This window comes from Parasutterella secunda (assembly GCF_024733725.1).
Classification (GTDB): domain Bacteria; phylum Pseudomonadota; class Gammaproteobacteria; order Burkholderiales; family Burkholderiaceae_F; genus Aphodousia; species Aphodousia faecalis.
The window spans coordinates 140,091-162,330 of record NZ_JANRHP010000003.1; the positions used below are offsets into that span (position 1 = coordinate 140,091).

Here is a 22,240-nt window from a genome sequence, read left to right on the forward strand (position 1 = left end):
AGGCTTTTTTCAAAATTGTTTGTTAGGCACCGTAACGATCCCGGTAGTCTTGGACCGCTTTTTTATAGGCCCTGGCCTGTTGAGCCATGGGGGTATCTTCGTCCATAAAGGCCAATAAGTCTTTCAGATTGATGATAGAAATAACGGGCATATGGAATGTGTTAATCACATCCTGAACCGCTGAAACTTCTGTCATTTGTTCTGCATTTCCACCTTTTTCCATGCGATCAAGCGCAATCAGAACGCCGCTGGCTTGAGCACCGGCCGCTTGAATTAATTTGACGGATTCACGAACGGATGTTCCGGCGGAAATAACGTCATCAATAACGATGACTTTGCCCTTAAGAGGAGCACCGATGATCATGCCGCCTTCCCCGTGATCCTTTGCTTCTTTGCGGTTAAAGGCATAGGGGATGTCACATCCCATCTCTGATAACTTTACTGCAACGGCCGCAGCCAAGGGGATGCCTTTGTATGCTGGGCCAAAGATCATATCAAACTCAATTTTGCCTTCTTTGCGAGCGGTAAGAAGAGTTTGAGCGTAAAACTCAGCTAATTTTCCCAATGTTTTACCGGTATTAAAAAGCCCAAGATTGAAAAAATAAGGCGAGAGACGACCGGCTTTGGTTTTGAATTCACCGAAACGAAGCACATTTGTATCAAGAGCAAATTCAATAAATTGATGTTGTAAAGACATAATAGAAGTCCGACAAAAATTCTAACGATTAAGGATAATTACCCCAACGTTCAAATTTTAATGAGAAAAAACATGTTACGCATAATCACCTTCAATGCAAATGGCTTGAGATCGGCTGCAAAGAAAAATTTTTGGCAATGGTTCGATCAACAACAAGCCGATGTATTGTGTGTGCAAGAACTCAAAGGACAAACCTCGGATTTTAGTTCGGAGGTGTTGCATGATCAGGGCTATCACCTCTATATGCATACAGCACAGAAAAGAGGGTATTCCGGCGTAGCGCTTTATTGCAAACAGGAGCCTATCTCGGTTCAGATTGGATTTGGAAATGAAGAATTTGATGCTGAAGGCCGCTATGTCTGTGCAGAGTTTGATCATTACAAAATTGTTTCGGTCTACTTTCCCTCAGGCACAAGTTCTTCTGAACGACAGTTGGCTAAATATCGTTTCTTAGACGCGTTTTGGACGCATCTCCAAGAATTGAAAAACAGTGAAAAAGACATCGTATTTTGCGGTGATGTCAATATCGCTCACAAAGAAATCGATCTTAAGAACTGGAAAGGCAACTTAACTCATTCGGGTTTCTTGCCCGAAGAAAGACAATGGCTGACGAATCTTTTTTCAGAAGGCTGGGTAGATGTGTTTCGATTGTTGGAACCAACAAAAGAACAATACACATGGTGGAGTCAGAGAGGACAGGCTCGTGCCAAAAATGTTGGTTGGCGAATCGATTATCAAATCGCAACAAGTGATCTGGCTCAAAAAGCTCGTCGTACGTCGGTTTATAGTGAAGAGAAATTTTCTGACCACGCGCCTCTGATCGTTGACTATGAGGTGTGAGAATGCGGCTCGAACAGATTCTTTTTACGCAAGGTTTTGGCACACGTCATGAATGCAGGGGACTCATCGTAAACGGTCACGTAACGATTAATCAAACGGTTGTTGAGGATCCCCAAAGTGATTTTGACGTCAATGGTCTGGTTTTTAGTGTGGATGGAGTGAATTGGCCTTACGTTGAAAAAGCGATTATTGCGATGAATAAACCAACCGGTTATGAATGCTCGCGAAAGCCATTGCATCACCCTTCCGTTTTATCACTGCTGCCTGCTCCTTTAAGAAATCGGGGAGTACAACCGGTTGGACGTTTAGATGAAGATACCACCGGTCTTTTAATACTGACGGATGATGGTGCCTTGATTCATCGTTTGACACACCCCAAAAAGCATGTCTCCAAGATCTATCGGGTGACTGCTAAACATGCGATGACTCAAGAGATGTTCGAGCGTCTATTAGAAGGGGTTATGCTCGATGGTGAGCGTGAGAAAGTAGCTGCGGATGATCTGGTCCAAATTGATGATTATGTTTTTGAAATGCAAATAACTCAAGGGAAGTACCATCAGGTTAAGCGTATGGTGGCGGCCGTGGGCAATCGTGTCAGCGCCCTTCATCGGGTAGCTTTAGGTAACTATCATTTGCCTGATGATCTCACAGCTTCGAAATGGCGCTTTATTCGACGAGAGGAACTGATTTAAAGATGTTTTTACTCTCTAAAGCCTCGCAACATCCTTGGTTGGCAGCTTTACGCGTATACACCAAAGCGCCGGCTCTGAGAATGTTTTTTCTGGGCTTTTCCTCTGGTTTGCCATTGCTTTTGGTTTTAGGAACGCTGTCGTTTTGGTTAAGAGAAGCTGGAATCGAACTCAGTACAATCGGTATGGTCACTTGGGTGGGATTGGCTTACGGATTTAAATGGCTGTGGGCGCCCCTCGTCGATAAGCTTCGTATCCCTTTTTTGACCTCTTTAATGGGGCGAAGACGATCCTGGCTTTTATTCTCCCAATGTGTGGTTTTATGCAGTCTACTGGCAATGGGTTTTACAGATCCTCAGAAGAATCTGTCGTTAATGATTGGTTTTACAGCGCTGACAGCCTTTGCTTCAGCTACCCAAGATATTGCTTTGGACGCCTACCGTATTGAAAGTGCTGACTTATCGGAGCAAGCTGCATTAGCGGCAACTTATCAAACTGGCTATCGACTGGCCATGATATGGGCCGGAGCAGGAGCCCTAGCCTTAGCGGCCTTTTTTACAACGGTGGAAAGTGGTTACGACCCGCAGGCCTGGAAGGCTGCCTACTGTGTAATGGCTTTGAGTATGGCTGTCGGTGTTGTGACGGTTGTATTGTCCCCGGAACCAAGAAACAATGTAAGAGAAATAACCTCAGAGCAGACCGTTAAACATCGCTTGGAATGTCAACAGAAGCATCCTCATTGGTCTGAACGGATGGTTAATCTGTACGTGTGGTTTTATGAAGCAGCTTGTATGCCGTTTATGGATTTTTTCATTCGTTTCCGTTGGCACGCTGTTATTGTTTTGTGCTTGATTGCAACGTACAGGATCTCAGATGTTGTAATGGGTGTAATGGCCAATCCTTTTTATCAGGATTTGGGATTTACAAAAGAAGAGGTCGCCGCGGTTTCTAAAGTGTTTGGTGTTGTGATGACGTTGTTAGGCGCATTTCTGGGCGGACTTATCAGTGCCCGTGTGGGCGTCATGAAAACTTTATTTTTAGGCGGATTGCTCTCAGCTTTGACCAATTTACTCTTTTCATGGTTGGCAACCCAAGGGCATCATCTTCCTTATTTAGTATTAACAGTGAGCGCTGATAACCTGGCGGCGGGAATCGCATCAGTGGCTTTTTTAGCCTACCTGTCGGGTTTGACCAACGTAGCCTACACCGCCACACAGTATGCTTTATTCAGTTCAATCATGTTGTTGTTGCCGAAGTTTTTAGCTGGCTTTTCCGGTTTTGTTGTAGAAAGTGTCGGCTATAACTTATTTTTTATCGGAACCGCTGTTATCGGTATCCCTGTCTTAATATTGGTCGTTTGGGCCGGTCAAATAAACAATAAAAGGTAAGTTATTATCGATGTTTTGATCGACGATATGGTTTTTCGGTTTTGTGAGTTCTTTTTTCAGAAAAGCCTCGGGTAATGGCCGCTATTTGTTTGATGCAAACGGCAATATCTTCAATCGCATCATCGAGATTTTCTAAGGGTGATTCAGATAAAAGTTCATCTCTTACGGAGGCAAAATCTCCGATTTCCTCATCAGGCAGGTGACGCCATATGCCAACAAGACAGGAGCTGATTGTTGAGTCCTCTGAGTCCAATAGACCACTCCAATTTTGCGCGGCAGCTAAAAAACCAGAAGCAAACGGTTGCAAGGCAATAATTTCGTCTTCACCCTCTAAAGGCTGACCATTTTCATCTTCCGGTTCGAAAACGATCGGATCGATAGGTTTTAATTGACTAAGACGTTGGTTTATTTCACGATAGCGTCTGTAAACGAGTTCTTCGAGCCGAGTCTGTCGTTTTTCATCCAACTTAGAGGCTTTAGCCGATGGCGCAGTGAAAATCATGGGCATCCACTCTGCAGGGCTTACTTCTTTTGGTAAAAGACAAAGAGCGGTTAGGAAACCATCGGCTTGAGAAGCATCCATTGGCATGCTCTCTTCATCGAGTTGAGCAAGTAATTCGTCAAGCTCAACAAATTCTTCTTCTTTTAATGGGGATGAAAACGCAGGACGTGTCATGTGGATCACTTAGAATAATGAGTTTAGAAGCATTATAGTGAAGCTAATTTCCTAGAGGAGAGTGAGATGGCGGTTGTTGTTTTCCGTTCTAAAGTTAGTGGCGAAGTCATCATGATGCGAAATCATGTTGAACCAGTGTTTAAAGAAGCAGGGATTATTTTCCACGAAAGAGGAGCCTTTTTAGCGCAAGATCTGCCTTCAATCATTGCCTCATTGGAACAAGTTATCGAATCCATTGCTCAGTCAGAAGTGCCGGAAGACGAGGATGAAGCTAAAGAAAAGCCCGCAATGTTAGCTTCTGTTGCCATCAAAACTCGGTTTTATGCACTTTTGAAACTATTAAGAAAGGCAGCCGATAAGGGGGTCAACGTTCACTGGGAACCGCTTACCTAGCTTCGCCAGAAAGATCTCGTAAAGATTACAAAGACAGTGAAAAGTTCCAAACGGCCGACAAACATACAAAATGATCCCACCCACAGATGCATGGGATTGCACGATGCGTAATTGCCGGCGGGGCCCACTGAGCCAAGGCCTGGGCCGGTGTTGGCAATACAGGCGAGAACGGTTGAGAAGGCTTCAGTTAAATTGACGCCAGAAAACATAATCAGCAGGGTGCACACAAGAACGACGGAGACATGTAGTGCAAAAAAGGCCGATACGTTAGCGGCTAAATTATTGGAAATGGTATGTTTCCCCAGTCTTAACGGCAGAAAATCTCGCGGTCGAAGTAATGTGTGAAGACAGAGGATAGCTTGCTTTACAAAAATGAGCATGCGAATCATTTTGACACCGCCGCCCGTTGATCCGGAACAAGAAGCAAAAAGACTGCCAATTAAGAGTAAAAATCCCAACGATGATGGCCAGAGTTCATAGTTTTCGGTTGTATAGCCTGTTGTTGAGAAAAGGGAAGCCACATTGAATACGGCATGTCTTAGTGTAATTTCCCACGTCGGATAAACGTGATTAAAAGTTAATACGCCAAAAACAATAGAAATACCGATCAATAAAACAAAAAGCCAAGAACGCGCTTCAATATCGGTGAAATAGGCGGAAATAGAACGTTGTCTCCAAGCGGTGAAATGCAAAGAGAAGTTAAAGCCGGAAAAAACAATAAAAGCGACGGCAACCATTTCAATAGCTGGAGAATTAAAGTAGCCAATACTTTGATCGTAAGGTGTAATTCCGCTTAGGCTCATGGTTGTAAACATGAACATAACCGCATCATCCCAATTCATACCGGCCCAGTGATACGCCGTTACACAAGCGGCCGACGCAAGGATGTAAATGCCGTAGAGAGCCTTGGCTGTATCTGCAATACGGGGTGTGAGTCGATCGTCTTTGAATAGATTGGAATTCTCGACTTTAAATAGCTGAGCTCCGCCGACACCCAATAGAGGCAAAATGGCGACAGCTAAAACGATGATCCCCATGCCTCCTAACCAAGAGAGCAAACAACGCCAATAGTTAAGAGAAAGAGGTAAATCAGCCAGATTGGTCAGAGCTGTAGCTCCTGTTGTGGTCAGACAGGAAACTGCTTCAAAAAATAGTCGGTAATAGGGGACTTCAGGTAACAACAAAACCAATGGGATGGAGCCGAAGACGGCGGCTGTGAACCACGAGAGCGTCACCAGTAGAAATCCGTCCCTGGGTTCGAGTTCACGCTTAAAGCGCTTGGTTGAAAAAAGAAACAACAAGCCGACAAGCAAACTGATGGCAGCAGAAGTAAAAAACTCCGAAAGGACGTTTTCTCCATCCCGGTAGGCAATAGCAATGGGCAGCAGTTGAGCGGCCGCTAAAATGATGAGCAGAGGCCCTAACGCATTAAGTACCGGGAAGAGGAGGCGTTTTAAAGTTCGGAGCATGGTGAACTCTCTTAGAAGAAGCCAACGTCCACTTCAAATAAGTGTTCAATGCGTTGGATCACTTTTTTGTTTGGAACAAACAAAATCAAATGATCATCGTCCATAACGGTAAGATCGGGTTCGGCCATGAGCACGTTGGCATCATCTCCTTCTCCCCGAACAATAGCTCCCACAGAGACACCTTTCGGAAAGGCAATTTCTTTTAATGCTTTGCCGACAACCTTTGAACTCTTCTTGGTGCCGTGGGCAATAATTTCCAAAGCTTCGGCCTTGTCTTGGTAGAGCTCTTGGGCATTAACAACATCGCCATAACGAATATGTCTTAATAATTCACCGAGTGAGGCCTGGGTAGGTGACACTGTAACATCAACCTCGGTTCCGCGTACCAAGTCAGAATAGACTTGATTTTCCAACAAAACAATGCTGCGCTTTGCTCCCAGACGCTTAGCCAGTAGCGCCGCCATGATATTGGTTTCGTCATTGTTCGATAATGCAACCACGACATCGGCCTGATCAATCCCTTCTTGCATCAAGGTCAACGTATCATCATGTTTGACAAGAGATACGGAGACACGGTTGCTGGTGAGACGATGAGAGAGGTCTTCAGCAATTTCTTTTTTCCCTTCAAAAATTTTGACTCTTCTTTTTGAGCGGGTGGGCTCAAGTTTGTCGGTTAACAGCGCCGATAACTCTCCTCCATTGATTAGTACGATTGTCTCGGCTTTTTCGAAAGGATGAAACGCTTCAATCACCGTTTCAGCGCAGTCACTGGAAACCAAAACAGTGATCTCATCATCCGCTTCAATGACAGTGTCATTCCGACATTCCAACCTTCTATTGCGGCGATATATGGAGATAAAACGCATCTTCGCCTGAGGCAATAACCGAAAAGCTTCTTCCAGAGTTTTTCCGGTAAGAGGGGCGTTTTCGATGGAATTGACTGTAAAGAGGGTTAACTTGTCATCGGCAAAGTTAAGAACCTGCTGGGCAGCAGGGAAGGTAATGAGCTTCGAAAATTGTGTAACGAGAGCCAGTTCAGGCCAAATAACACTAGTGGCCCGAAAACCTTCATCACCTAAAATTCTGGGGTAATGTCTGAGTTCGCTGTCTCTGACTCGTGCAATGCGCATAGGAATGTTAAAAATTTGCGCTGCCAAAGTACAGGCCACGAGGTTTGTTTCGTCGTTGGCAGTCACGGCGATCAGTAAGTCAGCATCCATTGCGCCGGCACTGCTTAATACTGACGGTGAACTGGCGTCTCCGACAATACCTCTGAGGTCGAACCGTTCCTGCATCAAAGCAATGCGCTCGGCAGATTCATCAACGATCGTAATATCGTTGGCATCACTGACCAGTGTTTCAGCAACGGATCGGCCAACGCGGCCGGCTCCCAAAATCAAAATCTTCATAAGTTATGGTTACAAGCTTAGTCTGCGTCCCCAAGAAAAAATCAAGACTCTTCCTTTGTCCACTCAATGCCCAATTGTCGTAGCTTTCTGTAGAGATGCGTACGTTCAAGTTGAGCTTTGGCAGCAACACGGGTCATACTGTAATTTTCTTGTTCGAGAAGGTGTGCAAAATAAGCACGTTCAAATTGATCCCTTGCTTCTCTTAGGGGAAGTGAAAAATCAACTAACTCTCCAAGAGTATGAGAGAGTGTTTTTTCTTTGGCAGCCTTTTTCTCAGCGGAGTCCGAAGCAGCCTGTTTTAAAGCGGCTGTTCTTTCCATCGTTTGCTTTGCGGCCAACGCAGCCCTTAAGGCTTCCGTCAACGTTTTTATGGAAGTGGGTTTCTCTAAAAAAGAATAAGCCCCGAACTTCGTAGCTTCTACAGCCATGTCGATGTTGGCATGTCCCGACATCATGATGACCGGGCAAGGAAGAGGTCCTTGAGAAGCCCATTCTTTAAGCAACGACATGCCATCGGTATCTGGCATCCAGATATCGAGCAAAATCACATCGGGGGAACATGAGCGCAATGCTCGTCGGGCTTCGGCACTATTGGCAGCAACAGTAACGGTATAACCCTCATCGGAGAGAATTTCACTAAAAAGTTCTCTGATTCCGACTTCGTCATCTACAACAAGAATGTTTGCCATTTAAATAAATAAGAGTCTGAGAAAAAAGGTCAGGCTAAATTGACAAAACCAATTGTAACTATAGCACCATTTGATTTCTGCTCATTGGAATCGGATCCATTAGCCAACGTGATCCAACCTCCATGTTCTTCAATAATTTTTTTCACCATGGGTAAACCTAAGCCGGTACCAGTGTCTTTGGTGGTGATGTAAGGCTCAAAAGCGTGTTCCAGTATTTGCTCGCTAAAGCCCGGTCCATTATCCCGAATTGTGAGGATAACAGTTTTCTCCTTACCATCACGTTCTAAATGCGTGGATAGGTAAATTTTGCATTCGGCTTCATTTTTAGAGGCTTCTTTGGCGTTTGATAAAAGATTGTGAAGAACTTGTAGTAACTGGGCGCGATCCGCCAAAATTTCAGGAATGTTATCCTCTAAAGATAACGACACAAAACCCCCAGCCTGTCGATAAAGTAATGCAACATCATCGAGCACAGCGTTTAAATTTAAAGGCCTTAATGTGGGTTTAGGAAGTTTTGCGTAATCCCGGAAGTCATTGACCATCTGCTTTATGGAAGAAACCTGCTCAACGATCGTGTTGGTATAGCGATTTAATAAAATGATGTCTTCCTCTGGCAAATGTTTGGAAAGTTTTATTTGCATGCGTTCGGCCGCTAACTGTATGGGGGTCAATGGGTTTTTGATTTCATGAGCCATACGTCGAGCGACCTCACCCCAAGCAATAACTCGTTGGGCGGCAACAGCTTGTGTCATATCATCAATCACGATCAGGTAACCGGGACCATCATTAAGAGGAACGGACGAAGTCCGAAGCATGAGCGTGAGTGGCTCTTTTTTGCTGTCTACCGATAGCGAAGCGTTTTCCTGCTTAACCGTCCGTGAGTTTTCTGAAAGCATCGGTAATATCAGATTCGCAAGATCGGGATTTGCCTCTTGGAGCGAAACGCCAATTTGTAAAACGCTATTGCCAAGGATTCGAACGGCTCCCATATTGGCAGAACGCAAACGTTTTAGATGATCCAGTACGATGATGCCTGTGGAGAGATTTTCCAAAATTCTTTCCCGGAAAATATTGGATTGTTCCAACCTCTCTCTTCTGCTTTCTAATGTGTCCATCGCATCATTAACACGTCGAACCATCACATTGAAAGCACGTGTTAACTCATTAATTTCATCGGCTCCGGTGAACTCTTTAATGGGTTGGAAGTGGCCACCGGTTACTCGACGTGTACCTTCCGCCAGTTGCCGAATCGGCGCAGTCATTCGGCTGGCGAAGGAAAATGCCGCTAAAACAGCGCAGAGAACAGCTAGGATCAACGTTAAAATCAACGACCAGTGGTAGATAGTTTGCAACCCACTTCTTGAGAAAATAATCTGTTGATAGTCTCGAAGGCCATTTGTGACGGCGTTAATGTTATGGGCAACGGATTCCGGAATTTCAATACTAACCTGCAGAAAAAGTTCATCGGGAGATGAGTGATTATTAATGGGGACAATTGTTCTGATTCTGAGCAGGTTTCGTTGAAGATCAGTTGAATCGGCGTCCTCCTCCAGATTAGAAAAATAGCCCTGTTGCCGTACAGTCTGAAGATCCCTTATTGATATAGCAAGATTAATAGAACCCAAAGGAGAAGTTTGAGTAATGATTTGCCCGTTGCCGTCAATTAAAAACAAAATGGCCGAATTCGTCAGATCGCTCATACGCATCAACTCATCACTCATCTCCTCAAATGAAATGGTGCTGAGCCTATCCGCAATGGTGCGGGTGGTGACAAGTTGATCATTTTGGATTCTCAATAAAGAATTTTGTGCAAGAGCTACGCCAGAATCCAAAGCGGTTTCCACTCTTGAATCAACACCAGAGTCAAAAGCTTGCGAGATTAGGTGCGTGGAAATGGTGTAAATCAGCAATGACGGTAAAAGGGCGACCAGAGAAATGGTGCAGACAAGCGATGCCAACATTCGTGAGCCGAATTGTTTTTGGCGAAACCGCTTAATGAGTCTGGAAATTAATGAGATAACGGCAACCAATAAGCCGAAAACAACCAAAGCATTGATGACTAAAAGCAAGGGGAAATAAGGTTCAAGCTTGTGGGAGGTAGAACCGGCGGAGGTTAGTAAGAACAATAAAACCACCACTATGGCAAGACCGATACTCGCACCGTATCTTAGGCGATATTTCATTGCTCGCTATCCTTCTGGGGATTCGTGACACTTTGGTCAAAATCAACCGTATGCCAATCAGAAGTCAGATCCCAATCGTTTTCTCCAATTGTCACCTGCATCGGCAGGGGGAGTTGTTCGGTGTCTAATCTGACCTGGACTTCGGCTACACAATCCTCAGGACTATCAATAAAAGGATTCTCGGATACACGCCATCCGTGCAGTGATTTAAGAATGGTCAGAGTTTCAGACAGAGAATCAAAAGATTGGGAGAGACCACCCCGAGACAAGCGATATTGTCGTGTCAGTGGACTGTATGAAAGGCGGGTCATTAATGAGGCCTCAATAATTGGCTTATTGACCCAATACCAACGTTGATGTTCAATAGAAAACTCTGTGATGAAATACAGAGGAATTCCCCTATTTAGTGCGTCTTGAACACTTCTAGGAAGATCAAATTCAACGTTAACGTCCAAGTACAACCCCTCGGGAGGAGAAGTGCGGGAGGATAAGGACGATGACATAATCGTAATGTCATTGGCCCAGGCTGGCACGACAACGCCCAACCCCAAAATAAGGGGCAGTATCAGATTGATAACGTGTCGAACCATTTGCATCACTTTCCTCACCCTCTTTTTGTGAGTAGTGCATAGAAGAACCCGTCATGGTTGGTTGGCAAGTTCTTATCGGCCTCTTGCTCTGTTGGGAGAAGTCTTAATACTCCATCTGGCGCTAGGGGCGTTCCTTTTAAATGAGCTTCGGGGTGTTTTTCTAAGAAACACTTAATTTGTTCAGGCCCTTCTTCTGGAAAAACAGAACAAACGATATACAACAAATCTTTGCCAGATGGCAGTCTCTTCCAGAGAGTTTCCAAAATTTTCCTCTGTCTTTGAGCCAGAAGTGCAACGTCCTCCGGTCTCCTAGACCAGACAATGTCAGGATGTCTGCGAACGATGCCAGAAGCTGTACACGGAGCATCCAACACAATTGCATCGAAATCGCCAAGTTTTTCAACGCAAGACTCATCGCTGGCATCTCCAACAACAATTTTAGCGTTGAGATTAAGCCGTGAAAGAGTGTCCTTAATTCGGGGGGCTCTTTTCGGATCAATTTCCATTGCCGTGAGGTCGAGCTTAAAGGTTTCGAGCAACTGAGCGCTTTTTCCGCCCGGAGCAGCACAGGCGTCTAACACTCGATCTCCTTCTTTAAGTGTCAGCAATTCAGTTACCAGCTGACTGCCGGCATCTTGAATGGAACATAGTCCCTCGAAAAATCCTGGAATCTTGTTAACAGGGCAAGCTGGCTCAATAACGACAGCCCAAGGACCTACCTGTTTACCAGTCAATCCATTTTGTTCTAATTTCAGTAGAAAATCACTCACTGAGATTTGGGATCGATTGACGCGTACTGTTAAAGGTGGTTGTTTATTTTGAGTACTCAGAATTCCTCTCCATTGGTTCGGATATGCTTTTCTTACCTTGGATATCCACCAACCAGGAGCATTGAATTGAGCCGAAAGATTTGTTTTGAAACCAGTCGTCAGTTGAGAGCGACTGCGTAAAAAATTTCTCAGAACCGCATTAATAAATCCGCTGCTCCAAGCTGTCTCAGCGTTCATCTTAGCGGCATCGACAGCCTGATTGACGACTGTAAATGCCTTTTCTTTTCCTTCAAGAAGTAACGCCAGCGCGATGTACAGTAAAGCTTTTGTATTTTCTTGGGGCGGCTTTTTAACGAGTTTGCCTAAGAGCAGCTCTACTTTTGCCCGATGTCTTACGGTCGTATAGAGCAGACTCTGTACTACCCCTTTCATTTCGTTTGGCTGTCCGGCAAGACACACTTCAAGCGCCTTTTCCAATGAGCAGGACTCGGACAGCATTTTCTGCCATCCGATGGCACTAATAGCGATGGCTTTACTGAGCGAAGTACTCATTTAAAGTACTCCCCAGCTGATATTGCATAGCCTTGTAGGAAACTTTGTGCAGGCATTTTTGGTTTTCCGGGACGTTGCAGAACGGTTGCACGAATGGCTCCACTTCCGCAGGCAACAGTAACACCATTCTTATCAGCTTCAACGACTTCGCCCGGTTGTCCGCTGATCTCGGGACACAACTGGGCTTGCCAGAATTTAATCAACGTTCCGTTATGCTCGGCAAAAGAAGACGGGAAAGGAGAAAAGGCTCTAATCTTTCTTTCGATTTCTGAAGCCGGCAGCGAAAAGTTCAAACGCCCCTCATCTTTAGTAACTTTATGAGCATAAGTTACGCCTTCCCCAGGTTGAGGCGTTATTGAGATGTCTTGAGGGGCTGACAATAATTGCACCAACATATCCGCTCCCAGTTCAGCGACGGTTTCTGTAAGAGAAGCGGTCGTTTCATCTCCTTTTAAGGGGAAGCTCTTTTGCAAAAGCATGGGGCCCGTATCTAGTCCGGCCTCCATTTTCATGAGTGTTACACCAAAAGAAGAATCTCCGGCCTCTATAGCCCGCGTAATGGGAGCGGCTCCTCGCCAACGGGGCAAAAGACTGGCGTGAATGTTGATGCATTTAACGGAATTATCCGGACCGATTCCCTTAGGGATATCCAACACGGATTGCGGCAACAGCATACCGTAGGCAGCAACAATCATTACGTCAGCGTTAGCGGCGAGTAAAAGCTCATGCATCGCCGAAGCTTCCAGAGGGTCTTTTTTATGCGATAAAGTTCTGGGAGTTTGAACGGGAATACCCTGTGAGGCAGCCAAAGCTTTGACTGCTGACGGGGTAAGTTTCATGCCTCTGCCGCTAGGGCGGTCAGGCTGCGACAATACCAGGCAGACATCATGACCGGCCTTAATTAAGGCATCAAGAGCTTGTGCGGCAAAAGGGGGTGTTCCTGCAAATACGATTCTCATGTTTTTAATTTTAGTGTTTTCAATTTAGGGTGCGCTCGATTTAGAGGCTTTTTTCTTCGCCTATTTAAAACTTGTTGGTAAAGCGATACACTTTTTAGACGCACGAGGAAAGCTATGCATACGTTTAAAACAATTGACAATATCCGTATCGCTTATGACGTTTACGGCGATGATTCAGCCCCTGTGATTTTACTGATAATGGGCTTGGGAATGCCTTCTTGTGCTTGGCCACGACGGTTAATTGAGCAATTGGTTAGACAGGGATTCCGTGTTGTTGTTTTTGATAACAGAGATAGCGGTTCTTCTACCAAAATTGATCGACCTATAGGCTTTTTTACAGTCTTTGGGGCGATTGTAAAAACGCTTTTAAAACGTTCGATTAACGGTTGTTATTCCCTTGAGGACATGGCGGCAGATTCCATCGCTGTTCTCGATAAGTTGAATATTAAACGAGCCCATATCCTGGGAATTTCCATGGGAGCGATGATTGCTCAGGTGGTTGCTTATTTGTATCCGCAGAGAGTGGCTTCCTTGATTTCAGTTATGAGTGCTTCCGGTAATCCTCGCACAGGCTTGGGAAAACTGGGGGCTATCAGGGGATTGCTTAGTAAGCCGTCAGACAACTCAGCGCACGCAATGCAGGCTTATCTTCAAAAAATATTCAAAGCTATTGGCTCGCCTGGGCAGAGCTATTCCGATGAACAAATTAAGGAAGTAGCCGAAGAAATGGTGAAAAATGGTTTTGATGTGACTTGGAGTTACCGTCAATTACTAGCGATTCTGGCATCGGGAGATCGCTCTAAAAATCTCAGGCGTATCATGGCGCCGGCTTTGGTCATTCATGGTCAAGAAGATCCGTTGTTGCCATTGGCGGCCGGAGAGGAAGTTGCGCGCCTGATTCCAAATTCCAGAATGATGGTTGTCAAAGCAATGGGACATGACTTGCCGGATGCGATGATTGACCAAATCGTTCCGGCAATAGCCAAGCACTGCCACCGTTATAAAAATTAATCGTTCTTATCTCGCTTTTCTTGTTGACGGCGTTTTTTGAGTTTGGAGCATGCACGGTCGTACTTCAGGCGACTGAGATGATCGATAAATACAGTACCGTCCAAGTGGTCAAGCTCATGCTGGATGCAGATGGCGAGTAGCCCCTCGGCATGAATTTCTTGAGATTGACCGTCTAAATCCGTGTATTGAACAGTTATTGCAGTGCTACGAGTGACTTTTTCCCAAATGCCGGGAAGAGAAAGGCATCCCTCCTCGCCGGTTTCTTTTTCATCGCTATATTCGGTAATGACTGGGTTAATTAATGTCAGCAGATTATTTTTTTCTTCACTGACATCGATAACGACCATACGAATGGGTTCACCAACTTGCGGAGCCGCCAATCCGACTCCGGGAGCTTTGTACATCGTTTCTCCCATGTCTGCAGCAAGACGGCGAATAGTATCGTTGACCTCACTGACAGGTTGACACTTCATCGCCAAAACAGGATTGGGGAATTGCACAATCGGTAAAATAGCCACAAGCGGTCTCCAAAAAGAGATTTAGCAGAAGTTGGAAATTCTAACGCAATTAATAAGATTTCGAGGATAGGGCAGGTATGTCTCTGGAAAGTCAACGAAAATGGTTGCATTTGGCTTTAGTGCCGGAGATGGATTTTGAGAACTTTTATAGGCTGTTAAAAACATTTGGTTTGCCAGAGAATATTTTTTCCCAAACTTTTTCGGCTTTGTCTTCTGTGGTTCCACAATCGATTGCTCTTTCAATTCGGGGTTCATTGAGCGAGTCGCGAGAGCAAAGACTAACGGAAATTCTTAAACTGCTTGATACCATTCCCACTGCAAGACTAGTGGTCCCGAGTGATGAAGATTATCCTCAAAAGTTTTTATCAATCGCTCGTCCGCCACTGGTGACGTTATCCGTTGGTCAGTTATCTTTATTGAATCGTCCGACAGTTGGTTTTGTGGGCAGCTCTCACCCGAGCAAAGAAGGGCTAGCCATTGCCAAGTCGTGGGCTCAAGCCATTCTGAATAATCCGGTCAGTTTGATTCAGGGCGACAGTGAAGGAATTGAAAATATTGCACTAAAGTCAGCAATCCAAAAAGATGCTCAGTCGCTAGTGATCGTTACAAAAAATATTCTTTCAGATCCTCTGTGTGAAAAGAAACTTCGTTTTGCCTCTGAAAATGGACTGCTTCTTGCCTCGCTGGAAAATGAGGATAACCCCTGGGCTTCCCGTCAAAAATTGATGATTTCTTGTATTGAACATTTTGTCGTCATTGAGGCTGGTATTCGCTCTAAAGTGTTGTCATTAGTTAGAGAAGCCGCCGATGAGGGTAGAGACGTGATGGCTGTTCCGGGGTCGATTCATTCACCGTTATCCAAGGGATGTCATAAGTTGATCCGTGAAGGGGCAAAACTGGTTGAATCAGTGGACGATATAGTCGTAGAAATGCGTAATTAACATTCCAAAAGCAAACAAATGATAGAAAGTTGTTAATTTTTTCTCTTTTAGTGCTACTCTAAAAAAGCAATTTGAGGAATGGCCTCAGAAATTTTGTTTTAAGAATTCAAATGACCGAAAAAGTTTTAGTTATTGCAGAAAAACCATCCGTTGCATCAGATATTGCCAAAGCTCTTGGTGGACTGAAGCGGGAAAAAGACTATTTTGAGGGAGAACACTACGTAGTCAGTTCTGCCGTTGGGCATCTTTTGGAATTAGTAGTTCCCGAAAAATACGATGTAAAAAGAGGAAAGTGGACTTTTGCCAATTTGCCGGTTTTACCGCCTGTTTTTGATTTAAAACCAATTAAAAAGACGGAAGATCGCTTAAAGTTACTCAAACGTCTGTTAAAACGTTCAGATATTACGACAGTTATTAATGCTTGTGATGCGGGACGAGAAGGTGAATTGATTTTCCGCTATATCATCCAAGCTAGTAAGTGTAAGAAAACAATTAAACGCCTGTGGTTGCAGTCAATGACCCCGGCGGCTATCAGAGAAGCGTTTGATCATTTAAGAACAGATGAGGAAATGCAGCACTTGTCAGATGCTGCACGTTCTCGTTCCGAGGCTGACTGGCTGGTTGGAATCAACGGAACTCGAGCGATGACGGCCTTTAATAGCAAAGATGGCGGTTTTTTCCTTACGACAGTTGGTCGAGTTCAGACCCCTACTTTGGCCATTGTGGTTGAAAGAGAAGAAAAAATTAACTCTTTTGTCAGTCAAAAGTATTGGGAAGTTCATGCTCAAATCAAAGCCAAGGCTGGTCATTATGATGCTGTTTGGTTTGATCCTGCGTTTAAGAAAAGTGAGGATCGTCCTCATGAGAAGGCTGAGCGTATATGGCAACAGGATCAAGCGCTGGCAATCTGTCAGAAGCTTAATCAGTCTTATGGTCAGGTTCAGGACAGCTCAAAAAGAACAACGCAACTTTCGCCCCTTCTTTTTGACCTGACCAGTTTGCAGCGTGAAGCCAATAACCGCTTTGGTTTTTCTGCGAAGACAACGTTATCTCTAGCACAGGCTTTATACGAAAAGCACAAAGTTCTTACTTATCCGAGAACGGATGCACGGGCGCTGCCGGAAGACTATCTCGGCACGGTGCGTGAAACACTCGGCGTGCTTTCAGATTTGCCTCAGTATGCCAATAGTGTGAGTGAAATTCTCTCAAATAAATGGGTTAAACCCAGTAAAAGAATTTTTGATAATTCAAAGATTTCAGATCACTTTGCCATTATTCCGACGCTTCAGGCTCCAAAAAAATTATCGGAAGCTGAAGAAAAAATTTACGATTTGGTCGTCAAACGCTTCTTAGCTGTCTTTTTCCCGGCGGCTGAGTATGACGTGACAACACGGATAACGACTGTTAAAAATGAGAAACTGAAAACAGAAGGAAAGATTCTGGTTAAAGCCGGCTGGCTTGCAGTGTATGGGCGAGAAGTAGAGGCAGAGGCGACCTTGCCTGCCGTTTCGGAAAAAGAACAAGTGTTAGTAGAACAATCTACTGTAGAAGAGAAAGCAACAAAAGCTCCTCCGCGATACACGGAAGCGACCTTGCTCTCAGCAATGGAAGGCGCTGGTAAATTGGTAGAGGAAGATGAACTACGGGAAGCTATGGCAGGAAAGGGGCTTGGAACCCCGGCGACCCGTGCTGCCATCATTGAGGGGTTATTGCTTCAAAATTACTTAAGAAGAGAAGGCAGAGAACTAATTCCTACCTTCAAAGCCAGACAATTATTTGCTCTCCTTAAGGGATTGGGAGTCTCAGAACTTTCTGAACCCGAATTGACGGGGGAATGGGAATATAAATTGGCACAGATTGAACAGGGTAAATTATCTCGAGATATTTTCATGAAAGAAATTCGAGATATGACCGTTGAGATCGTTGACTCGGCCAAACGCTACGAGGGCGATACTGTACCGATCGAAAACCCTGCTCATCTTAGTAATCCCTGTCCGAAGTGTGGGGGTGAGATTGTTGAAAATTACCGTCGATTTGCTTGTACAAAGTGTGATTTCAGTCTTCCAAAACATCCGGGTGGGAGGACTTTTGAAGTTTCAGAAGTAGAAGCTTTACTCAAGGATGGGGAAATCGGTCCTCTTGATGGTTTTATCAGCAAAATGGGACGTCCATTTTCTTCCAAGCTTCGTTTAAATGATGAATTCAAGTTGGAATTTGATTTCGGTAATGATGCAAAAGAAAGCGACGAACCCGTAGATGTTTCAAAATTATCTGTGGTTGGAAAATGTCCGAAGTGCGGCTCAAATGTCTATGACAGTCCTAAAGGTTATGTCTGCGAAAAAACTTTAGAAAAGGCCTGTGACTTCAGAATTGGTAAGACCATTCTGCAGCAACCGATTTCTGCCGAAGAAGCTGCAAAAATACTGACTGAAGGAAAAAGTAGTGAATTGCAGGGATTTGTTTCGAATCGAACGAAGCGTAATTTTTCCGCTTACCTAGTTTTGGGGAAAGACGGAACGGTCGGTTTCGAGTTTGCTCAGCAAAAAAGCAAAACCAGCAGACGAAAAACAACTGCAAAGAAATAAACTAAAACTGCCGCAAAAGCGGCAGTTTTTCTAGAAATTAAATCGTTTTCGTAGCAGTTAATGGATCTTGAGGACTATTTTTAACTGATTCAGGTTTAATGAGCGATACCAGTACCTGATCGACTTTGTTGTTATCGGTGTCGATAACTTCAAAGCGATAACCGCCATAAACAACCTTGTCTGTTCGTTTAGGGATTTTTCGTAACATATACATCATAAATCCCGCAACCGTTTCGTAGGTGGAGTCTTCCGGCAAACTATCGACATTGAGCAATCGCTCCAAGTCGTCTACCGGGGTGGAGCCATCTACAAGCCAAGAGCCGTCTTCACGTTCGACAATCTGAGACTCTTCTTCGGTTGTTACCAAGTCTCCCATCACAGTACTCATCACATCATTTAACGTGATGATTCCGACAACTAATGCATATTCGTTGATGATAACGGCAATATCACTGTTGGTTCGTTTGAATGTGTCAAGAATCTCAGAAAGGGTTAGTGAGTCTGGAACCAATTGAACAGGGTGCACCAAACCATCATCTTTCAAAGACAATGGGTGATCACTCATGATTCGGCCCAAAAGTGCTTTAGAGTCAATGACTCCGACAACGTTATCGAGGTTTTCGTTACAAACAATGTATTGATTATGCGGAGAGTTGACAACCTTTCTGCAGATTTCTTCTTCAGAGTCGCTGAGTAAAAAGTAAATAATATTTTCACGAGATGTCATTGAACTGGGAACCGTTCGACTTTCCAGCTCGAAAATATTTTCAATGGCATTTTTTTCTTCGTCAGCAATAACTCCGGCGGCGGTACCGGCATCAACTGTCGCGATGATATCCTCAGATGTAATTTTGTCCTTGGTTCGTTCCGGCAGACCGAGTCGGCGAATAATGACATTGGCCAACCCGTTGAAAAACCAAACAAAGGGTCTCAATATTTTGATGAGAAAACTCATTGGCCCGATAACAGCCATTGCAATGGATTCGGGGGCAACCAAAGCCAGTCTTTTGGGGATTAAGTCAGCAAATAAAATAAATAGGGTTGTTGACGTGATGAAGCCGCACCAAAATCCAACATTGTGCGCTAAAGCCGGTTCATGGATAAACAAAGAAACTAAAGAGGTGAAATTGGGGGTAAAGAGTCTTTCACCCAAAATACCGCCGGCCAGTGACAGCGCATTAACGCATATTTGAATAACCGTAAAAAAATGCCCCGGGTGTTCTTGAAGAGCGAGAACTCGGGATGCTTTTTTATGGCCTTCGTCGGATAGGGCACGTAAACGGATCTTTTTGGCGGCAGCCAAAGAAATTTCAGAAATAGAAAAAAAACTGCTGGTGATTATCAGAGCAATTAAACAGAGGAATAGTACAGTAAAAGACATAAAAGACAGAAAAAGTGAATGGGCTCTAAGTATAGCAAAAATAAGGAGTTTTTCCTAAAATGGAAGAAAATAGTCACACTTTAATATTGTTGTTTTAGTCAATTTGGGTAACAATACGATAATCCCGAAAGGGTTAGTTATGATTCTGCAATCTTGAGAGCGTGGAAGACGGTTTTTTGTTTTGCAGAAAACGGCATTACCGAAGAAACAAAACTGTGAGGAATTTTATGAATAAGACTTTGATTGCCTTATCTGTTGCCTGCTTAAGCATGACCTTAAGCGCTCAATCGATGGCAGCTTCCAGTACTCTTGAGACAGTTAAGGCCAGAGGACAATTAATTTGCGGCGTCAACACAGCGGCACCGGGTTTTGCTTCTGTCGACAGTAAGGGAAACTGGACTGGTCTTGATGTGGATGTTTGCCGTGCGGTTGCTGCCGCTACCTTGGGCGATGCCAGCAAAGTGAAATTTGTTCCGTTGAGTTCCCCCCAGCGCTTTACAGCTTTGCAAGCGGGTGAAATTGATATGTTGGCTCGTAACACGTCTTGGACGATGAACCGCGATACGACGACCGGGGCTCTTTTTACGGCTGTGACCTACTATGACGGTCAAGGTTTTATGGTGCCGAAGCGTTTGAATGTGAAAAGCGCTAAACAGCTCAATGGAGCAACGATTTGTGTGCAATCCGGTACTTCTAGCGAAAAGAGCTTGGCCGATTTCTTTACAACGAACAACATGAAGTTTAAGACGGTGGTTTTTGATACGACTGAAGCCACTCAAGCCGCCTTCTTCTCCGGTCGTTGCCAGGCTTATACAACTGATATGAGTGACTTGGCTGGGGCGCGTACAAATTCTGCCAATCCCGCCGACTACGATATTTTGCCTGAAGTCATTTCCAAGGAACCGTTGGCTCCGGCTGTCCGCCGCGGTGACGATGAATGGTATTCCATCGTGCGCTGGTCGATTTTTGCCATGATCAATGCTGAAGAATTAGGTTTAACGAAAGCCAACATTGATCAAATGAAAACGACCGATAAGCGACCGGATGTCCAACGTTTGGTGGGGGCTTCCGAAGATATGGGTAAAATGCTTGGGTTAGATAAAGACTGGAGCTACCGAATTATCAAACAAGTGGGTAATTACGGCGAAAGCTTTGAGGCTAACTTAGGTCCCAACTCGAAATTGGGATTGCCCAGAGGAAACAACAATCTGTGGACTCAAGGTGGTTTGTTGTACGCCCCGCCAATCCGCTAATAATCAGCGATAAAGAATTAATGGCGGTTGTCTCCAACCGCCATTTTGGTAAAGATGCAGGCAAATAACGAAAATCCGGCTTCTGTTGTAAAAGGCGATGCCGCGTGGCGAAAGCGTGAAAGTTATCGTCGCCGTCGGGAGTGGTTCTGGCAGTGCATTGTTTTTGCAGCTGTCATAGGCTTGCTTTACCTTTTTGGTCAAAACATTTTTGAAAATCTACAAGCTAGAGACATCCGTTCGGGTTTTGCTTTTTTATCAGACAGAGCCAGCTTTGAAATTGGTGAATCGATGATAGCCGTATCATCGAACGACAGCTTCGCCCGAATGTTTTTGGCGGGGATGCTCAATACGGTGCGAGTCGCTGTATTGGCAATCATTACCGCTACTGTCTTAGGTGTCATTGTGGGACTAATGAGGCTGTCGCAACATCCTCTGGTTCGTTTTTTAGGAATGGCTCACGTAGAGGTTTATCGCAATATTCCTCTGCTGATTCAGCTTTTCGCCATTTATTTGGTTATTACAGAATTTTTACCGGATTCCTTCGATCCCATTCATTTCGGTTCCTGGGCCATGCTGTCGAAAGCGGGATTGCAGTTTTCAGTTCCGGAACACTTGTGGCAAGTTAATACCGCCAGCTTATTGTTCGGTTTGATCGCTTTTTTTATTTTGAAGCGTTATTGGCGCAAACGTTTAACGAGTCTTGTTGCAACCTGCAATGCGATTGTGTCGGCAGTGTTGCTGGCATTGGTTTTATGGTTGGCGGCTGGAGCAGTGTTAGGGTGGAGTCAGCCCCATCAGGAAGGTTTTTTGGTAACGGGGGGTGCCAGCGCGACTCCTGAATTTATTGCTTTGTGGGTGGGATTGACGACATTTACTTCGGCTTCTATCGCAGAAATTGTTAGAGCCGGTGTTTTAGCCGTCCCCTCCAACCAATGGAGCGCTTCTTCAGCGCTAGGAATGACGAGGTTACAAACCGTCAGTTATGTAATTTTGCCGCAGTCTCTTCGTTTGGTGATCCCCCCAATGGCCAGCCAGTATATGAATTTGACAAAGAATTCTTCTTTGGCTGTCATTATTGGTTATCCCGATATCGTCAGTGTTGGAAATACATCCATAGTGATTATGGGACAAGCTTTAGAGGCTATCGTCATTATCATGATGGTTTATTTGTTACTGAATCTCATTATTGCTGTGATTATGAATCGTGTGAATGCCGGCGTAATCGCCGCTCCACGTTAAAAAGGAGG

At 44.7% G+C, this 22,240-nt stretch carries 19 protein-coding genes and 1 pseudogene; 9 read left to right on the plus strand and 11 right to left on the minus strand.

Translation table 11 applies throughout. From position 1 onward, the window contains the following. Nucleotides 1-22: 22 nt before the first annotated feature. A complete protein-coding gene (gene pyrE, locus NW199_RS04205; RefSeq protein WP_249091779.1) occupies nucleotides 23-700 on the minus strand; it encodes an orotate phosphoribosyltransferase in 678 nt (225 codons plus the stop codon). Nucleotides 701-769: 69 nt separating this feature from the next. Here pyrE and NW199_RS04210 point away from each other — a divergent pair, with 69 nt between their 5' ends. Genes NW199_RS04210 through NW199_RS04220 form a run of 3 tightly spaced genes read left to right on the plus strand, consistent with a single transcriptional unit; the run spans nucleotide 770 to nucleotide 3,614 of the window. Further along, entirely contained in the window at nucleotides 770-1,537 is a 768-nt protein-coding gene (locus NW199_RS04210) for an exodeoxyribonuclease III (RefSeq protein WP_022472276.1), read from the plus strand. Between the two features lie 2 nt (nucleotides 1,538-1,539). Continuing rightward, a complete protein-coding gene (locus tag NW199_RS04215; protein WP_258333714.1) occupies nucleotides 1,540-2,229 on the plus strand; it encodes a pseudouridine synthase in 690 nt (229 codons plus the stop codon). Nucleotides 2,230-2,231: 2 nt separating this feature from the next. After that, complete coding sequence (locus NW199_RS04220) at nucleotides 2,232-3,614, plus strand: AmpG family muropeptide MFS transporter (RefSeq protein ID WP_258333715.1); 1,383 nt, start codon at nucleotides 2,232-2,234, stop codon at nucleotides 3,612-3,614. Nucleotides 3,615-3,618: 4 nt separating this feature from the next. Here the strand turns inward: NW199_RS04220 and NW199_RS04225 are convergent, their stop codons facing one another. After that, on the minus strand, nucleotides 3,619-4,290 hold the full coding sequence (locus tag NW199_RS04225) for a YecA/YgfB family protein (RefSeq protein WP_258333716.1): 672 nt from the start codon (nucleotides 4,288-4,290) through the stop codon (nucleotides 3,619-3,621). Between the two features lie 66 nt (nucleotides 4,291-4,356). On the opposite strand from NW199_RS04225, the gene NW199_RS04230 reads away from it, so the two are divergent. Then, on the plus strand, nucleotides 4,357-4,683 hold the full coding sequence (locus tag NW199_RS04230; protein ID WP_258333717.1) for a DUF1840 family protein: 327 nt from the start codon (nucleotides 4,357-4,359) through the stop codon (nucleotides 4,681-4,683). Here NW199_RS04230 and NW199_RS04235 read toward each other — a convergent pair. From NW199_RS04235 to fmt, 7 genes are read right to left on the minus strand one after another with little or no spacing between them, the layout of a single operon-like run. Next, complete coding sequence (locus NW199_RS04235) at nucleotides 4,680-6,152, minus strand: TrkH family potassium uptake protein (RefSeq protein ID WP_258333718.1); 1,473 nt, start codon at nucleotides 6,150-6,152, stop codon at nucleotides 4,680-4,682. The two genes, NW199_RS04230 and NW199_RS04235, sit on opposite strands and share 4 nt — an antisense overlap. Nucleotides 6,153-6,163: 11 nt before the next feature. Beyond that, the gene (gene trkA / locus NW199_RS04240) at nucleotides 6,164-7,561 is read right to left on the minus strand and encodes a Trk system potassium transporter TrkA (RefSeq protein WP_022472270.1); all 1,398 of its coding nucleotides are present in this window, start codon (nucleotides 7,559-7,561) and stop codon (nucleotides 6,164-6,166) included. A gap of 41 nt (nucleotides 7,562-7,602) precedes the next feature. Then, a complete protein-coding gene (locus NW199_RS04245) occupies nucleotides 7,603-8,250 on the minus strand; it encodes a response regulator (RefSeq protein WP_022472269.1) in 648 nt (215 codons plus the stop codon). 29 nt (nucleotides 8,251-8,279) lie between these two features. Beyond that, a complete protein-coding gene (locus NW199_RS04250) occupies nucleotides 8,280-10,433 on the minus strand; it encodes a sensor histidine kinase (protein WP_258333719.1) in 2,154 nt (717 codons plus the stop codon). After that, a complete protein-coding gene (locus NW199_RS04255; protein ID WP_258333720.1) occupies nucleotides 10,430-11,023 on the minus strand; it encodes a DUF4390 domain-containing protein in 594 nt (197 codons plus the stop codon). Before NW199_RS04255 ends, NW199_RS04250 begins: the two co-directional genes overlap by 4 nt. Nucleotides 11,024-11,037: 14 nt before the next feature. Beyond that, nucleotides 11,038-12,345 carry a 16S rRNA (cytosine(967)-C(5))-methyltransferase RsmB gene (rsmB, locus tag NW199_RS04260; RefSeq protein ID WP_258333721.1) on the minus strand — a complete coding sequence of 436 codons (1,308 nt, stop codon included), beginning with the start codon at nucleotides 12,343-12,345 and terminating at the stop codon, nucleotides 11,038-11,040. Next, on the minus strand, nucleotides 12,342-13,304 hold the full coding sequence (gene fmt, locus NW199_RS04265; protein WP_258333722.1) for a methionyl-tRNA formyltransferase: 963 nt from the start codon (nucleotides 13,302-13,304) through the stop codon (nucleotides 12,342-12,344). The genes rsmB and fmt overlap by 4 nt, the downstream gene beginning before the upstream one ends. A gap of 114 nt (nucleotides 13,305-13,418) precedes the next feature. Between fmt and NW199_RS04270 the strand changes: the two genes are divergently transcribed. Continuing rightward, nucleotides 13,419-14,315, plus strand: coding sequence for an alpha/beta fold hydrolase (locus NW199_RS04270; protein ID WP_258333723.1), 897 nt, complete (start codon nucleotides 13,419-13,421; stop codon nucleotides 14,313-14,315). On the opposite strand, the gene def is transcribed toward NW199_RS04270, so the two are convergent. Beyond that, nucleotides 14,312-14,833: a peptide deformylase gene (gene def, locus NW199_RS04275; protein WP_022473455.1), complete on the minus strand. Its 522-nt coding sequence runs from the start codon at nucleotides 14,831-14,833 to the stop codon at nucleotides 14,312-14,314. The genes NW199_RS04270 and def overlap by 4 nt on opposite strands. A 77-nt stretch (nucleotides 14,834-14,910) precedes the next feature. On the opposite strand from def, the gene NW199_RS04280 reads away from it, so the two are divergent. Together NW199_RS04280 and NW199_RS04285 are read left to right on the plus strand one after the other, a co-directional pair. Continuing rightward, on the plus strand, nucleotides 14,911-15,774 hold the full coding sequence (locus NW199_RS04280) for a DNA-processing protein DprA (protein ID WP_258333724.1): 864 nt from the start codon (nucleotides 14,911-14,913) through the stop codon (nucleotides 15,772-15,774). Nucleotides 15,775-15,884: 110 nt separating this feature from the next. Beyond that, nucleotides 15,885-18,356: pseudogene (locus tag NW199_RS04285) on the plus strand (DNA topoisomerase III); the annotation flags it as partial. A gap of 40 nt (nucleotides 18,357-18,396) precedes the next feature. Here the strand turns inward: NW199_RS04285 and paeA are convergent. After that, entirely contained in the window at nucleotides 18,397-19,740 is a 1,344-nt protein-coding gene (gene paeA, locus NW199_RS04290; protein WP_022473458.1) for a polyamine export protein PaeA, read from the minus strand. Between the two features lie 227 nt (nucleotides 19,741-19,967). Between paeA and NW199_RS04295 the strand changes: the two genes are divergently transcribed. Further along, nucleotides 19,968-20,993: an amino acid ABC transporter substrate-binding protein gene (locus tag NW199_RS04295; protein ID WP_258333725.1), complete on the plus strand. Its 1,026-nt coding sequence runs from the start codon at nucleotides 19,968-19,970 to the stop codon at nucleotides 20,991-20,993. A 27-nt stretch (nucleotides 20,994-21,020) separates the two neighbouring features. Then, on the plus strand, nucleotides 21,021-22,232 hold the full coding sequence (locus NW199_RS04300) for an amino acid ABC transporter permease (protein ID WP_258333726.1): 1,212 nt from the start codon (nucleotides 21,021-21,023) through the stop codon (nucleotides 22,230-22,232). Nucleotides 22,233-22,240: the final 8 nt, after the last annotated feature.

Coding starts and splice junctions, on each gene's coding strand:
- paeA (WP_022473458.1), bottom strand. CDS start 19,740: ATGTCTTTTACTGTACTATTCCTCTGTTTAATTGCTCTGATAATCACC.
- NW199_RS04230 (WP_258333717.1), top strand. CDS start 4,357: ATGGCGGTTGTTGTTTTCCGTTCTAAAGTTAGTGGCGAAGTCATCATG.
- NW199_RS04295 (WP_258333725.1), top strand. CDS start 19,968: ATGAATAAGACTTTGATTGCCTTATCTGTTGCCTGCTTAAGCATGACC.
- NW199_RS04250 (WP_258333719.1), bottom strand. CDS start 10,433: ATGAAATATCGCCTAAGATACGGTGCGAGTATCGGTCTTGCCATAGTG.
- NW199_RS04235 (WP_258333718.1), bottom strand. CDS start 6,152: ATGCTCCGAACTTTAAAACGCCTCCTCTTCCCGGTACTTAATGCGTTA.
- NW199_RS04225 (WP_258333716.1), bottom strand. CDS start 4,290: ATGACACGTCCTGCGTTTTCATCCCCATTAAAAGAAGAAGAATTTGTT.
- NW199_RS04280 (WP_258333724.1), top strand. CDS start 14,911: ATGTCTCTGGAAAGTCAACGAAAATGGTTGCATTTGGCTTTAGTGCCG.
- NW199_RS04210 (WP_022472276.1), top strand. CDS start 770: ATGTTACGCATAATCACCTTCAATGCAAATGGCTTGAGATCGGCTGCA.
- NW199_RS04255 (WP_258333720.1), bottom strand. CDS start 11,023: ATGGTTCGACACGTTATCAATCTGATACTGCCCCTTATTTTGGGGTTG.
- NW199_RS04245 (WP_022472269.1), bottom strand. CDS start 8,250: ATGGCAAACATTCTTGTTGTAGATGACGAAGTCGGAATCAGAGAACTT.
- NW199_RS04215 (WP_258333714.1), top strand. CDS start 1,540: ATGCGGCTCGAACAGATTCTTTTTACGCAAGGTTTTGGCACACGTCAT.
- rsmB (WP_258333721.1), bottom strand. CDS start 12,345: ATGAGTACTTCGCTCAGTAAAGCCATCGCTATTAGTGCCATCGGATGG.
- NW199_RS04220 (WP_258333715.1), top strand. CDS start 2,232: ATGTTTTTACTCTCTAAAGCCTCGCAACATCCTTGGTTGGCAGCTTTA.
- fmt (WP_258333722.1), bottom strand. CDS start 13,304: ATGAGAATCGTATTTGCAGGAACACCCCCTTTTGCCGCACAAGCTCTT.
- NW199_RS04270 (WP_258333723.1), top strand. CDS start 13,419: ATGCATACGTTTAAAACAATTGACAATATCCGTATCGCTTATGACGTT.
- trkA (WP_022472270.1), bottom strand. CDS start 7,561: ATGAAGATTTTGATTTTGGGAGCCGGCCGCGTTGGCCGATCCGTTGCT.